Here is a 15,057-nt window from a genome sequence, read left to right on the forward strand (position 1 = left end):
AAAGATTCGCTCGACTTGCATGTATTAGGCACGCCGCCAGCGTTCGTCCTGAGCCAGGATCAAACTCTCCAATAAAGTGTTTGATTAGCTCATAAAGTTTACTCTGGCTTACTTCTATTATATAGAAGTTTTTATTTGTTAACGTTTGGTTGTTTAGTTTTCAAAGAGCAATTTTTTTCATTGCCGTTAAGCAACTATATCAATATATCATTCCATTCAATCTTTGTCAACATCTTTTTTCAAAAAGTTATTTTCAAATAACTTTTATTTCGTTTGTCGCTGCTGACTTAAACTATAATATCACCGTGTCCCATCTAAGTCAACAATAAAATAATTATTAATTCCAGATTAATTTCACCCATAAAACAAACCGCTTTCTGATAAAAGCGGCTTGTTCATCCTATGATTTTATTATCTCAATAATACTTTCTTCTTTCATTTCTACAGTTCCAGTTTTCTTAATGTGAACAGTTTCTCCTTGCGCTAAATTCGTAAACACGATAGGAGTTATTATCGAAGGAGCATTTGCTTTAATGTAATCTAAGTCTACCTTAAGTAAAGGTTGTCCTGCTTCTACTCGATCATTTTCAGATACTAGCGTTTCAAAACCTTCTCCTTTTAATTTTACGGTATCAATACCTACATGGATTAATATTTCTCTACCCGAATCTGATAAAAGACCTAGCGCATGCTTCGTCGGAAATAGGTTAATTACTTTTCCGTCTACTGGAGATACAATCATTCCATCAGTCGGTATAATGGCAAAACCATCCCCCATCATTTTCCCTGAAAAAACTTGATCAGGTACATCAGTAATTGGTTTTACCTCCCCTTTTATCGGAGATATGAAATAATCTTCTCTTTTATTTTCCGTTTGAAGTGCTTCTGGATTTATTTCTTCAATTTGCTGCTCCACACCTTTTTCAGGTGCTTTTACAACCGGTACTGGCTTTTTCCCACTCATAATATCCTTCATCTGTCCTTTTATCGTTTCAGATCGCGGACCAAATATTGCTTGAATATTATTTCCTACCTCAAGTACACCGGCTGCTCCTAGTTTTTTCAACTGCTCTTTGTCTACATTTTTTACATCATTTACGGATACTCGAAGACGAGTAATACATGCATCTAAATGAGCAATATTTTCTTTCCCACCCATTGCATGAAGGATGTTGTAAGGAAGATCTCCCGCTTTTTCAGTCTTTCCTTCATCGACTTCTTCAACAACCTCGCGTCCAGGCGTCTTCAAATTAAACTTACGGATTGCATATCGGAATCCGAAATAGTAGATTACAGCAAACACTAAACCTACTGGAATAACTAGCCATGCATGAGTTTGTGGATTGATTAATCCAAATAATATGTAATCAATTAAGCCTCCAGAGAATGTCATTCCGATTTTTACATCTAATAGTTGCATCACCATAAAAGATAATCCAGCAAATACGGCATGTATTCCAAATAATACAGGTGCGACAAATAGGAATGAGAATTCTATTGGTTCTGTAATCCCTGTTAAAAATGATGTTAGTGCCGCAGATGCCATCAATCCACCAACAACTACTTTTCTTTCAGGGCGAGCCTCGTGATAAATAGCCAATGCTGCAGCAGGTAGACCAAACATCATAAACGGAAATTTCCCTGTCATAAAGGTACCTGCTGTTAAGTTTTGAACATTATCTGTAATTTGCGCCATAAAAATCCGTTGATCTCCTCGAACGACTTCTCCTGCTTTCGTTGCATACTCACCAAATTCATACCAGAAAGGTGAATAGAATATATGATGCAATCCAAAAGGAATTAATGAACGTTCAATCACACCAAAGATAAATGCTGACAATGTTAAGTTTGCGTGCACCATATTTTGTGAGAAAGCATTTAATCCCGTTTGGATGGGCGGCCAAATGATAAGCATGATTAAACCTAGAAGAATAGCCGTTCCAGCCGTGATAATTGGAACAAACCGTTTCCCCGCAAAGAACCCTAAATAAGACGGTAATTCAATTTCATAAAAGCGATTATAAAGGGATGCAGCAATAATCCCGACAATGATTCCCCCAAACACACCTGTTTGCAGTGTGGGGATCCCTAAAACATTTGCGTAATTTAGTCCATTAACATCTTCAGCCGAAAGTCCAAGAGCGGTCCCCATCGTTACATTCATAATCAAATAACCAATGATAGCGGCAAGACCCGCTACTCCTTCTCCTCCCGCTAATCCAACAGCAACCCCTACAGCGAAAAGTAAAGCCAGGTTACCAAAAACTACATCCCCTGCACCTTTCATGATATCCGCTACAATTTTCACTCCACTATTATCTAAAAATGGTGCAATATCTAATAATACAGGGTTTGTCAGTGCCGCACCTAAGGCAAGTAAAATACCAGCCGCTGGTAAGAGAGCAACAGGTAGCATTAACGCTTTACCTACCTTTTGCAAAACTCCAAAAGCATTTTTGAACATTTTAGTTTCCTCCTAACATATTTCAAACCCAACGTTTCAAAATAAAAAAATGGCATAAGTAAAGAAATAATGAATTGGAATTATGGTTAGAATACCCCTAAATTTCCATTTCAATAAACTTCTTTTACTAATGCCTAGAATAATATTTCGTAAATAAAAAACGACCTTGCTATTAAAGAGCAAGGTCGCAAACTTATTAAACTAAGAAGATAAAATAACAGATAAAAATAACGAAGAAGAAATACATTACTGGATGAATCTCTTTCATACGCCCCTTCATAACCATTGTTATTGGATAAAAGATAAATCCAACAGCAATTCCTGTTGCGATACTATAAGACAAAGGCATTGCAATGATTGTCAAAAATGCTGGCACAGCAATTTCGAAACGGTTCCAATCAATTTTCCCTAAAGAAGAAACCATTAGTACCCCGACAATAATTAAAGCCGGTGCAGTAACAGGAGATGTAACGACCTCCAGTAGCGGGAAGAAAAATAAGGATAAAATGAAGAATCCGGCTGTAACTAGTGATGCAAAACCTGTTCTAGCTCCAGAGGCAACCCCTGCTGTTGATTCAATATAAGAAGTTGTTGTCGATGTACCTAATACTGACCCTGCAATTGACGCAATGGAATCCGCAAAAAGGGCTTTTCCAGCTCTAGGTAGTTTATTATCTTTCATTAATCCTGCTTGGTTTGCCACTGCCACTAATGTTCCTGCGTTATCAAAGAAATCTACGAACAAGAATGTTAATACAATCCCCAGCATCGTTGTTGTATAAAAAGAATGATCGCCAAATGATGAGAATACGGCACCGAAAGTTGGCGCTATACTTGGAACTGAATCTACTACTCTATTTGGAGTATCGATTAAGTTAAATATCATCCCTACAATAACTGTAACAACCATGCCGTAGAATACAGCACCCTTTATACCACGTGTCATCATGATAACAGTTACCACGATACCGAATATAGCTAATAAGGTATTTCCGTTTGTTAAATCACCTAACCCTACAAGGGTAGCATCATTATTGACAATAATTCCTGCGTTTTGGAATCCAACAAAGGTAATGAACAATCCAATACCAGCACCAACAGCATATTTTAAATCAATCGGAATGGCATTTATTATTTTTTCACGAAGACCGGATATCGTTAATAATAAGAAGAATATACCTGAAATAAATACGGCACCAAGTGCATGCTGCCATGGAATCCCACTTCCTAACACAACCGTGTACGCAAAGAAAGCATTTAACCCCATTCCTGGAGCAAGCGCAATTGGGTACTTTCCTAATAGACCCATAATAATTGAGCCGATAGCAGCAGCCAATGCTGTTGCCACAAACACTGCTCCGTGGTCCATTCTTAATGAATCTGGTAAATCTTTAATATTAGCTAGAGTAAGAGTGATAGGGTTAACGATTAAAATATAAGCCATCGCTAAAAAGGTCGTTAATCCACCCATAAACTCTCGGCGATAATTCGTTCCAAGTTCTTCAAATTGGAAATATTTTTTCACTTATTCTTCCCCCTTAATGATGATAAAAACAAAAAAACACTTCGGATTCGCTCACCGAAGCGTTGACTCAGGGTTCGTGTAAATAATAAGGGAGTTGAAGAATAATAAATAAGTGCAATATAGTCCCATTAGTTATTTAAACACTTACCTCGTAGTCAAGCTATTTACGGTAGCTCGGTAGAAACTTTTGGGCCATATCCCCAACATTATACGACGTAAATCGACATATCTCATTTCAATTTTATTATATATAGTTATTTTATTTTAGTCAATAAAAAAACGAACATTTTTTAAAATGTCCGTTTTAATGTTCGTATTTAACCTCATCTGTCTATCTGCAGCAGCTAGACCCGACAAGCTGCTTTCGACGGACAGGACGTCCTAATGTCGACTAAGACATGCGGATGTGGCGTTTTAGTCGACCGCTTTTCTCTTTATTCCCACTCAATCGTCGCAGGTGGCTTACTCGTAATATCATAGACAACACGATTGACATGCGCTACTTCATTGACGATTCTAGTCGAGATTTTCTCTAATATATCCCAAGGGATTCTTGCCCAATCTGATGTCATTCCATCAATGGATGTAACTGCGCGAATTCCGATCGTGTAATCATATGTTCTAGCATCACCCATTACACCTACACTTCTAATGTCAGGTAAAACGGTGAAGTATTGCCAAATATCTCGATCTAGACCAGCATTTTTAATTTCTTCACGTAAGATGGCATCTGATTCACGAACAATTTCAAGCTTGTCCTCAGATACTTCACCTAACACTCGAATTCCTAAGCCAGGTCCTGGGAACGGTTGTCTCCACACAATGTCATCAGGAATTCCTAACTCCGTTCCTAAAGCACGAACTTCATCTTTGAATAATGTGTTTAACGGTTCAATTAATGTAAATTGCATGTCCTCTGGAAGACCGCCGACATTATGATGTGATTTAATCGTTTGCGCTGTAGCTGTTCCACTTTCAATAATATCTGTATATAAAGTACCTTGAGCCAGGAAGTCAATTCCTTTTAACTTAGTTGCTTCATCATCAAAGACATAAATAAATTCATTTCCAATAATTTTACGTTTTTGCTCTGGATCGGACACGCCTTTTAATTTGCTCATGAAACGCTCTTTCGCATCCACTTTAATGACATTCATATGGAAACCTTCAGAGAAAGTTTTCATAACGCCTTCTGCTTCATCTTTACGCAATAAACCATGATCAACAAAGATACAAGTTAGTTGATCACCAATTGCCTTATGAATAAGAACCGCTACTACGGATGAATCTACTCCACCACTTAACGCACAAAGAACTTGCTTATCTCCGACAGTTTGGCGAATCTTCGCTATTTCTACCTCAATGAAATTTTCCATTGACCAGTTACCGCTGCATTCACACACACCAAAGACAAAATTCTTAAGCAGATCATTACCATATACAGAATGCAATACTTCCGGGTGGAATTGTACTGCATAAAGCTTTCGGCCCATATCACTCATTGCTGCTATTGGGCAGGAATGGCTAATCGCATCAATCGTGAACCCCTCAGGTGTTTCCACTACTAAATCACCATGACTCATCCACACGATTTGTTGCTCAGGTAGATCACGGAAAAGGATCGATGGATTCTTCACATCAATGGATGCTTTTCCATATTCACGATGCTTCGCTTTTTCTACTTTACCACCAAAGTGTAAAGTCATTAATTGCATTCCGTAGCAAATTCCTAAGATCGGAATGCCTAATTCAAAAATAGCTTCGTCACAGCGAAATGAATTTTCTTCATATACACTATTTGGACCACCTGAGAAAATAATTCCTGTAGGATTCATTTTTTTGATTTCTTCAGCTGTAATCGTATGTGGATGCAACTCACTATAAACCCCAAATTCTCGAATACGACGGGTAATTAATTGATTGTATTGACTTCCGAAATCGAGCACGACGATCATTTCTTGATTTTGTATTTCTTTCATGATTGCTCACCACTTTCTTAAATATACCTACTAATTATGCCCTTTGATGTCCATATAAAAACAAAAAAAACTAGAATTTTGCCATTCCATAATAAAATAGAAAGGCAGAATTCTAGTTTTATAAAACACCAAATAGATTCCTGCCTTCATAGTCAAATCATTTACGGTGATTCGGTAGAAACTTTCGATCCATATTATCGAGGATATACGAAGGAAATATGATATTGTTATACATTTTAACAATAGGAATTTTCTTGGTCAAGCACTCGTCTTTTTAATTAAATTTTCCCACAATTCCTTTGACTCTAACCAAGTTCCATTTTTCATGGAACCTTTGTATAAATACTGTTCATAAGCAATCGTTAAACGGCTCATTTGATTGGATGAGAAAAAGCGGTCAATATATTTAGCATAATCTCTTAACGTTTGGTTTTCATTTCGCCTTAAGCCATAGCGCTCCAGTTGCTTTAATAAAGCAAGATAAGCCGTGACTAAACTTTCGTCGTTCTTACGATATTTAAATTTCCAAATAAGAAAGTAGGGCATCCACTTTGAACGACTTCGATATACATATAGAAGAACGAAAGCAACTGCTATGCCTCCAAAAACAATCCATTTCCATTCCTTTTTAAAGAACAGCTTTATATTCAGCCATAACTTATCTAAAGAAAAAGTAGAATTAGACTTTTTATTCGTTTCTTCCTTTTCTCGGTCAGGTTTTTTAGGTTCTTCTTTTTTCTCTGGGAGAGGCGTCTCCTCTTTCTTAGGATCCTCTTTGTACGTATCAAAATTTAATGTAACATTGTTCGTGAAGCCTGGAGTCGGTTCAAACGCAAGCCAACCCGACCCTGGGAAAAAAACTTCAACCCATGAATGAGCATTATTGTTTGTCACTTCGAAGATTTTCCGACTGTGTTCTCCAAGGCGTTTATACTCACCGTCTGTATACCCTTTAACCCAACGAGTAGGTATACCTAAAGTTCGCAGCATCACAGCCATCGAAGTAGAGAAATTATCACAATAGCCCCTTTTCGTATCAAACAGGAATTGAGCAACATAATCATCTCCGGAACCAGGGATTGCTACATTTTTCTGATCATAGGAATATTCATTTCGATCAAAGTATTTCTCAACTGCTCTTACTTTATCAAACCAAGTCTCTTTTCCTTCCGTAATTTGCATGGCGAGTTCCCTTATTTCTGGCGGAAGATTATTTGGTACTTGAGTATATCGACTGGCAAAGTCGGAGCCCAACCTAGACTGTTCAATCGATTTGACTTGTTGAAGCTTTGCCACACTGTATTTTGGAACTCTATACTTGAAAGAGTAGTTATTCACTTGACTGTCTTTAAAGTATATTTTTTCCTTCACCGCATTCATTTCAAACGCAGAATTGGATGGCGTTTCAATATGCTTTACTCCAAATGGATATATCGCGTGTGGATATTCCATATAAGTGGTAATCGTTGCTTCTTCGTCTTTATAAGATACATCTGGTTCAAAAGCATAAATAGGAAACTCGCCTTCTGGAGGAATGGAAATTCTCTCCTGGTCTGAGTAATCTACCCAGCCCTTTCCGGTATAAACCTCCTTCGACTCAACTCTCCAATAATGCCTAGCCGCCACTTCAGCTTGAAAAACTACCCGATCATCACCAATGAACGGACCACCTAAATTTGAATCGTCTACGCCATAACCAATTCGATTCACAGATTCATCTTTATTATTAAGGGATTTAATATAAGGGACAGGATCCGGCCAAATCGGACCAGCTTTCGGAACAGTAAATCCGATACCCACACTACAGATGATTAAAATAGTTAATGAAACCATCCATTTCCGAGAGAACGAATAATTCCGCCCAATATTTTCATTCGTTAAAATTCGATTCAACGTTAATATACCCATTGCGGCAAATCCAGTGATGATCGCTCTTATGATTGCACCTTTAGCAGAATACGGAGTAAAGGTGTCCAATACCGTTATATAGATAAGCGTGATAAGAAAAAAGAGAAAAATCCTTTTTCGGTTGATGAGCCAATAATGAACCAAATAAGTCATTAACCAAAGTAATAGGAAGAAAAGAAGTGTTCGAAACACATTCGTTAACTCGCCCCATTGTCCACTCCATACATATACCATATTTTGTACGGTATCCTTAAGGACGATCATCATCCAATGTATAGAAAAGAAGCCACCTTCAAAATAAAAATAATAGATTGAACTTAAAATGATGAATACTTTAACTAGAAAGCCGATCCAGACTCTAACCTGAAAATACACTAACGCAAAGGATAAAAGAATATAAAAAACAAACACACCAATACTACCTGTATTCGTTAATTCCTTTAACGGTCGAATCCATTCCCATAAAAGAACAAAGCCGAATACATACAGAAAAAATGTTTCCCAATTGCGTTTAGACACTTCATTATTCATCTACTCACCTCCGAAAAGGCATTAGCAAATTGACCTTCGTGAACCATCACCACACGAATCCCTCGTGCGTTTGCCATTGATTTTAAGGATAATTCATTTGAAGACAGAGATTCCTTCGTCTCTTTCATGAGAAAAATAACAATTGTTCCCTTTCGAAGAGAAAGAAAGCTAACCTTTTCAAGTAAGTTCTTTGTCAATTGGGCGGTTACTAAAAGTATGGAAGCATTTTGCCCAGTTAATAAACCCTCAGCCTCTAACACTCGATCTAAAGATATAGCACTTCTGTCTTCGATTTTAGCTAGATGGTAAAATAGTTGCTGTTGTTGACTTTCCCCGCCTCTGATAGCAAAGGAAGCTCTTTCTTTGTCGTAGCTTATTAACCCCACTTGTGCTCCTTTTCGTAAAATGGCACGAACAAGTGAAGCCGTAAAGGAAACAATCATTTCAAAATGAGTATCTTGAACACAATCTGGCACGACTAAAAGATCATGCGATTGTCTTTGTTCAAACTCTTTTGTCATAATATCATTTCGCTTCGCTGTTGCTTTCCAATTAATCCAAGAGAATCGGTCACCAGGCTGATATTCCCTAACACCGATTGCCATCGATGTATCCCTTTGAACCCTTTCCCTTGAAGCTGTCATCCCTTGATCATATTGATTTTCAAATGGTCGATAAATCATCTCCGTATAGGCAGGGTAAACAATAATCTGATGGTCAACAGCAACGACATATTCCTTTTCGATTAATCCTAGAAGATCGCCTGTTTTTAATCGGACTTCCTGAAAAAAATGCTCCCCGCGCGGAAGACTTTCCACTACATATTCAAAGGAGAATTCTTTACGAAATCCAGGTATTAACAAAACCTTCGACTTATTTAATTGAAAGCCAGATTGCAGTCGATCCGTTAATACATCTTCCACCACTAAATAAAATAGAGGAAAACGGAAGTTACGTTTTAACTTAATTTGAACCTTAAGAGTTTCTCCAGCATAGTAATCTGTCTTCGTAAAAAATCTTTCTACTTTTAAATCCTTTAACGAATAGAAAGAGACAGCCAAACTTAATACAGCAAATGGTAAAAAACTGAAAAACAAAAACCAACTTACAAATCCACCTTGAAACATTGCATAAGAATAGGTCAGTACTAATAAAAGCAGTAAGATTAGTAGTTTCCAAGGGAATTGGATGAGGGCAATGACTTTCTTCATTATTTCACAAGCCTTTGTACAGGAACTGGCACCCTTGATAAAACACTCTTCACTACTTCTTCTGCTGAGATTCCCTCAAATTTAGCTTCTGATTTCAATATTAGACGGTGCGCGAAGATATAAGGTGCTAAAAATTGTACATCGTCTGGAACCACATAATCACGGTCATGCATGAAAGCATATGCTTGGGAAGCCTTCATTAAAGCAATCGATCCACGCGGACTTGCCCCTAGGTAAACGCTATGATGTTCACGTGTTCTTCTTGCAAGATCGACAATATATCGTTTGAGTGTATCATCCACATACACGTTTTTTATTTCTCTTTGGAGAGATCTTAATTCTTCTAAACTAACAACGGATTCTAAATCTTCAATAGGTGGCGTTCTTTGTGCCCGGTTTAATACTTCGATTTCATCGCCTATTTCAGGATAGCCCATATGCATTTTTAACATAAAACGATCAAGCTGCGCTTCAGGTAATGGATACGTTCCTTCATACTCAATTGGATTTTGAGTAGCCATTACAAAAAAAGGCTTCTCCAAGACATGAGTAACACCATCTACTGTCACACTACTTTCTTCCATTCCTTCGAGAAGAGCTGATTGTGTTTTAGGGGAAGTACGATTAATCTCATCCGCTAAAATAATATTTCCCATAATTGGTCCTGGTCTGAATTGGAATTCCATTTCTTTTGGATTATAGATAGAAACCCCCGACACATCCGACGGCAATAAATCTGGTGTAAACTGAATCCGTTTAAAACTGGCACTAACGGACTTAGCCAAAGCGCGGACCATCATCGTTTTTCCAACCCCAGGGACATCTTCCAGGAGGACATGTCCATTTGCCAATAAAGCGACTAAACTCAGTTCCGTAACTGTCCTCTTTCCAATCATTACTTTTTCAATATTATTAATAATTCTCTCTATTTGTGGATTCATTTGTTCTCGCAATGTATTTCCCTCCATTTACACTATCTTAGTAGTTTTATATATTCGGTATTTATTTACAAAATCCTGTTTAAAACTTTCTATTCACATTTATCTTACAATATTAGACGGCTCCCGCTTTAAAAAAGTTTAAAACTTTATCATGTATATTTTTCCAAACAAAAACGAAGAGGTGGCTAGTTCAAAAAAACAAACCAAGCCATAACTGACTTGGTTTTCGAATTGATTATTTAGTTGTGATGAAAACGGTTTTACTGCCTCCATCCCACTTTACATTCGCCCCCAAGGCTTCACTAACAAAACGAACAGGAACCATCGTATGCCCGTTAATAAGCTCAGGTGGGCTTTGCAACGAGATTGATTTACCATTGATGGTCGCTACTTTTTTATTAATTGTCAAAACAATGGTCGTGCTACCTTTCTTTGCTGTCACTGATTGGGTTTTGGAATTCCAATTTACACTAGCACCTAATTCTTCAAAGATAACCCGTAATGGAACAATAGTTGAACCACCTTTCATCATCGGTGGTTGTTCAAAACAGAGCCATTTTCCATCAAGCAAAACATTGATTTCTCCTATACTCGGGACTAAGTTAGGAAAATCAATTCCTTTTCCAAAATAAGCAGCTCGAGTAGTTGAAACCGTTTGGAGCGACTTAGCTCTTTGTTCTAAAATCCCATGTATGGTTGCGCATTTTTGTTTATAAATATCACTTCTAGATTTTTTTTCAATTTGGTTAAGATTCGTTTTAAATCGATTGATATTTGCTTGAAGGTCACCTATTTCTGACTTCTTAAATTGCGCCCACTCGTTACTTGCTTCTTCTTGCGTAATTTGGTCCTTACTATATCGATACATAATACTGTTTAAGGAATGTTCATTACTAGCTTTACTTAAGTCATACATAGAGCTATTTAGACGATTTTCATTTATTTCACCGCTATAACTATACATCGGACTATTTAGACGGTGCTCATTTATGGCGGAGCTATATTCATACATCGAACTATTCAAGCGATTTTCATTTACTGCATTGCTAAAACGATTCATTAAACTATTTAATCGATGCGGATTCATACTTGTGGCATACTGATTCATCGAACTATTGAGACGGTTAAGATTGATTTTACTGCTGTAATCCCTCAGTTTACTAGAATAGGATTTGTTATTTCCGTATTGTTTTTCTAATTGTTCTAAATCCGCATTCAATAGTTGTTCCAACCGCTTGGAATCTGCCTCTGTTTGAATAACGAATAGATCTAGAATTTCATTTTGTCGGTTGTAATATTGTTTGTAATTCTTTGTAGTATTGTCTAAATATTGATTGAACTCTTTCGTCGTTTTCTGTTCAAAGTCAAGGTATTCAACCCTCACTTGATTAATAAAATTCGGATCTGCTGCCATTACCCCTTTTACTGTACTACTAAAACATAGAAAAAGAATGAACAGCAAACTAAAAAAGACTTTTAGTTTAATAGTGGACTGTTTGTCAGTTAGTTTATTGGCTATATGCTTTAAGTGGAGCATCTTCAATATTACCTCCTTATCAAAATTCATACAATTTTGATATTAGTCCAATTTTCCATATTTTCAAATAAGTGGAAAGGACTATTTTCATCTCACTTTTCCAATTCTATCTAATCTAATGGTCTCATAACATTAATCCTTATTTTCAATAAAATAGTCTTCTAGGTCCCCTGGTGTAACGATCTTTTCCAAATCTTCACCGATTAAACCAATATCATATAAAAGGTATTTATTATATTCTGCTCCTAGAATGATATCTTTTCCCTTTTCTTTAAACAGCTTTTCGTTATAAAAATAAATATGGAATTGAATATTCTTTATGCCTTGTGCCTTTATGGCCTGAACAATATGATTTACCTTTATTAAAGCTTGCTGCTTCTTTTCATCCTCATTTTCGAACACAGCTAGTTGAAATTTTTGTTCATAATCATCTGGAAACTGTATTCGTAGCTGGTCATACGATGGTATTTCTAATGGGTTGATTCGCGAAAGGACATTTTCCTCCACCCGAACTCCTCGATTATATTTCCAAATATTTTGGAACTGTGTGGAAATCGCAGGCTCTACTTTATCATCAAATTCATTTCCCCATTTCGCATTCATATAGCCATCTTCAAATTGATCTTGATGATGAAAATAGGAGCCAGTAAAAAGAAAGTCCTCATCTGAAGCAGAGATCACAAATGTATATTCACTTTGTTCACGTATATAGTCCGTTTGTTTTATCGTAAATTCCTTCTGATACTTTTCTTCTAAATAAGAAATCATTCTTTCCTCAGCCTGTTTCATTTCCTTGTCTCCTTGTTCTGGAGTATTCTGTGAAAAATAGTTGGCTTCAGGCTTGATGAACATTCGATATGGAACAAATGTAACCATAAAAATCAAAATGACTGAAATCCCAATTTCTAGCAAAGCCTTTTTAGGCGACAAAAAAGCTTCAGTCCCAGCGGATTTAAACCTCTTATTTGCTGAAAAAATAGCTTCCCCAGCAGCAATGAATCGAAAAACAGTTAAAGGAAGCCGCCATCCAAAAATATTGACATAAACGAGGATAATCCCGATAACAATCAGGATGATTCCCTTCACCTTCTGTTTATGATAGAGCTGTCCAAGCCCAGGAAATAGAAATGATAGCACGGCAGACAGTATTATTTTTCCCATCTAAGAAACCTCCTGTTTAATCATCATCATCTCTTCTTAATTCTCCATCTTCTAGATATGGCTCGAAGGTTTTTATACCGTGATGTGATAGTCCACTTTCCCCATCTTTTATCGTTCTGTATACTTTATTTCCAAACTGGTCCTCCAATACCTCTACGAGTCCATAATCATCCGATTCATAGACTGAAAGAGTACCCGTATTTCCGTCACGACCATAAATAATTGTTGTTCCGAGGTGTATGCCTAGCTTACCAATCTCATCCTGCGAGCTAATATGATTGATAATCAAATCATTGTATTTATCATTTTGATTATGTTTATTAATAAACGGAGAATAGTTCGCATTTGTATCAGGACTTAACCAATCCTTCAGCTTCCCAGGATAAGAATTTACGGCATCTTCATGCATCTGCATCCCAGGACCATTAAAAGTGACAGTTGGAATTTTATAATGCCTTCCCACTCCCTGTGCTATATTTCCACCTAAAGAGTGTCCGACAATGACGATATCATAGCCAGAATATTTACCTAGCACATTTCTTGTAAATTCCTTCGCTTCCCCTAGTTGTGTATTGGGAATCCCAAAAACTAAGGCAATGTCAGCAAGAAAATCCCTAATGTCTGCTCCAGGTTCTGTTCCGCGAAAAGCAATAACAATTTGTTTATCTTTTCTATTTACAAAAGTCTTCCCACTAAATCCTGTAAGCTCTGACTTGGAAAGGGTAATATCCTCTTCGAAACCCATCGGAATATCCTGAATATCTCCATATACTCTTTTCGACGTATCATATTTTTGACCTTCATTTTGCACATAAGCTAAATCCGCAAATTCCATTAAATGTTTATCGCTGATCTTTATGTCATCGATTGTACCATATGGCCTTGCTTCTGGATCGAAATCGAAGTAGCTCTCAGCAACGTCCATCGGTGTTTTTACCCATCTTGAGCCAGCATCAATTATCGTACCATTTATATTTTTCACTGTTTCCGTTATCTGATGATTGATGTCTTTAAAAGAATCAAACAATTGGTTATTTCTATTAATAAACTTATCTACGACATTCGTTTTATAGTTAAGAAAATCATTCGTGCCTTGATGGATTCTATCATTAATAGATGCCATCCCTTCACGATCAACTTGTTTTAATAAAAGGGTTCCAATTGGATTCACGAAAAAGAGAACATTTCCTTTATCAGACTGGGCAAAATCTACCGTCCGGAGCATCCAATCAACAGAATGAAAGCGTGCATTTTCCACTCCATTGATGAAACCCGTTGAGAGCTTATCCGCTATTTTTGTTGAAAGATTGACCCCCTCAATCATCTTTCCAGAAATAAAATCGCGTGTATCCCGACCTGTATCAGCCATCCAGTCTAAAAAACCTTTTCCACCATCTATAGCACCATCGATTACATCATCAAAGAAATGGCCAATATCAATGCTCCATTGAAAGTCATTCTTTCCATTCTGATCTTTATGACCATCCCCTTTAATGGGATCATTGGAGTTAATTGGGTCGCCAGGAACTAGGGGTTTACCTGGATTGATCGGCTCTCCAGGTGAAATGGGTTTACCAGGGGTAATCGGTTTGCCCGGGGTAATGGACTTTCCTGGAGTTATAAATGAACCTGCTACATGAAAGGTCTGAGCAGACACGAAGGAGGGATTCAAACCATATAAGAACAGCAGAATGGACATACTAAAATAAACAATTCTCTTCCTCAAATTTCGATACCTCCCTTCCCTACTGTGAATATAAAAAAAGAACTGCCCCCCCATGGACATAGTGTAAGGTGCAG

At 37.2% G+C, this 15,057-nt stretch carries 9 protein-coding genes, 1 rRNA gene and 2 riboswitches; all 10 genes read right to left on the bottom strand.

The window, feature by feature from the left end:
- Window positions 1-75: ribosomal RNA gene (locus ACFSO7_RS00850) — 16S ribosomal RNA — on the bottom strand; the annotation flags it as partial.
- Window positions 76-400: 325 nt separating this feature from the next.
- Window positions 401-2,464 carry a glucose-specific PTS transporter subunit IIBC gene (gene ptsG / locus ACFSO7_RS00855; RefSeq protein WP_377874488.1) on the bottom strand — a complete coding sequence of 688 codons (2,064 nt, stop codon included), beginning with the start codon at window positions 2,462-2,464 and terminating at the stop codon, window positions 401-403.
- 196 nt (window positions 2,465-2,660) lie between these two features.
- A complete protein-coding gene (locus ACFSO7_RS00860) occupies window positions 2,661-3,989 on the bottom strand; it encodes an NCS2 family permease (protein ID WP_377874489.1) in 1,329 nt (442 codons plus the stop codon).
- A gap of 132 nt (window positions 3,990-4,121) precedes the next feature.
- A riboswitch (purine riboswitch) is annotated at window positions 4,122-4,223 on the bottom strand.
- Window positions 4,224-4,423: 200 nt separating this feature from the next.
- Window positions 4,424-5,968 carry a glutamine-hydrolyzing GMP synthase gene (gene guaA, locus ACFSO7_RS00865; protein ID WP_377874490.1) on the bottom strand — a complete coding sequence of 515 codons (1,545 nt, stop codon included), beginning with the start codon at window positions 5,966-5,968 and terminating at the stop codon, window positions 4,424-4,426.
- A 129-nt stretch (window positions 5,969-6,097) separates the two neighbouring features.
- Window positions 6,098-6,199, bottom strand: a riboswitch (purine riboswitch).
- Window positions 6,200-6,226: 27 nt separating this feature from the next.
- Entirely contained in the window at window positions 6,227-8,407 is a 2,181-nt protein-coding gene (locus tag ACFSO7_RS00870) for a DUF4129 domain-containing transglutaminase family protein (RefSeq protein ID WP_377874491.1), read from the bottom strand.
- Window positions 8,404-9,618: a DUF58 domain-containing protein gene (locus tag ACFSO7_RS00875; RefSeq protein WP_377874493.1), complete on the bottom strand. Its 1,215-nt coding sequence runs from the start codon at window positions 9,616-9,618 to the stop codon at window positions 8,404-8,406. Before ACFSO7_RS00875 ends, ACFSO7_RS00870 begins: the two co-directional genes overlap by 4 nt.
- Window positions 9,618-10,559, bottom strand: coding sequence for an AAA family ATPase (locus tag ACFSO7_RS00880; protein WP_377874593.1), 942 nt, complete (start codon window positions 10,557-10,559; stop codon window positions 9,618-9,620). Before ACFSO7_RS00880 ends, ACFSO7_RS00875 begins: the two co-directional genes overlap by 1 nt.
- A 235-nt stretch (window positions 10,560-10,794) precedes the next feature.
- On the bottom strand, window positions 10,795-12,096 hold the full coding sequence (locus ACFSO7_RS00885; RefSeq protein ID WP_377874595.1) for a copper amine oxidase N-terminal domain-containing protein: 1,302 nt from the start codon (window positions 12,094-12,096) through the stop codon (window positions 10,795-10,797).
- Window positions 12,097-12,228: 132 nt separating this feature from the next.
- On the bottom strand, window positions 12,229-13,257 hold the full coding sequence (locus tag ACFSO7_RS00890) for a hypothetical protein (RefSeq protein ID WP_377874495.1): 1,029 nt from the start codon (window positions 13,255-13,257) through the stop codon (window positions 12,229-12,231).
- A gap of 16 nt (window positions 13,258-13,273) precedes the next feature.
- Complete coding sequence (locus tag ACFSO7_RS00895) at window positions 13,274-14,983, bottom strand: Tle-like phospholipase domain-containing protein (RefSeq protein WP_377874497.1); 1,710 nt, start codon at window positions 14,981-14,983, stop codon at window positions 13,274-13,276.
- Window positions 14,984-15,057 lie beyond the last annotated feature (74 nt).

The sequence above is a fragment of the Bacillus sp. CGMCC 1.16607 genome (genome assembly GCF_042683745.1).
Taxonomy (GTDB): domain Bacteria; phylum Bacillota; class Bacilli; order Bacillales; family Cytobacillaceae; genus Pseudoneobacillus.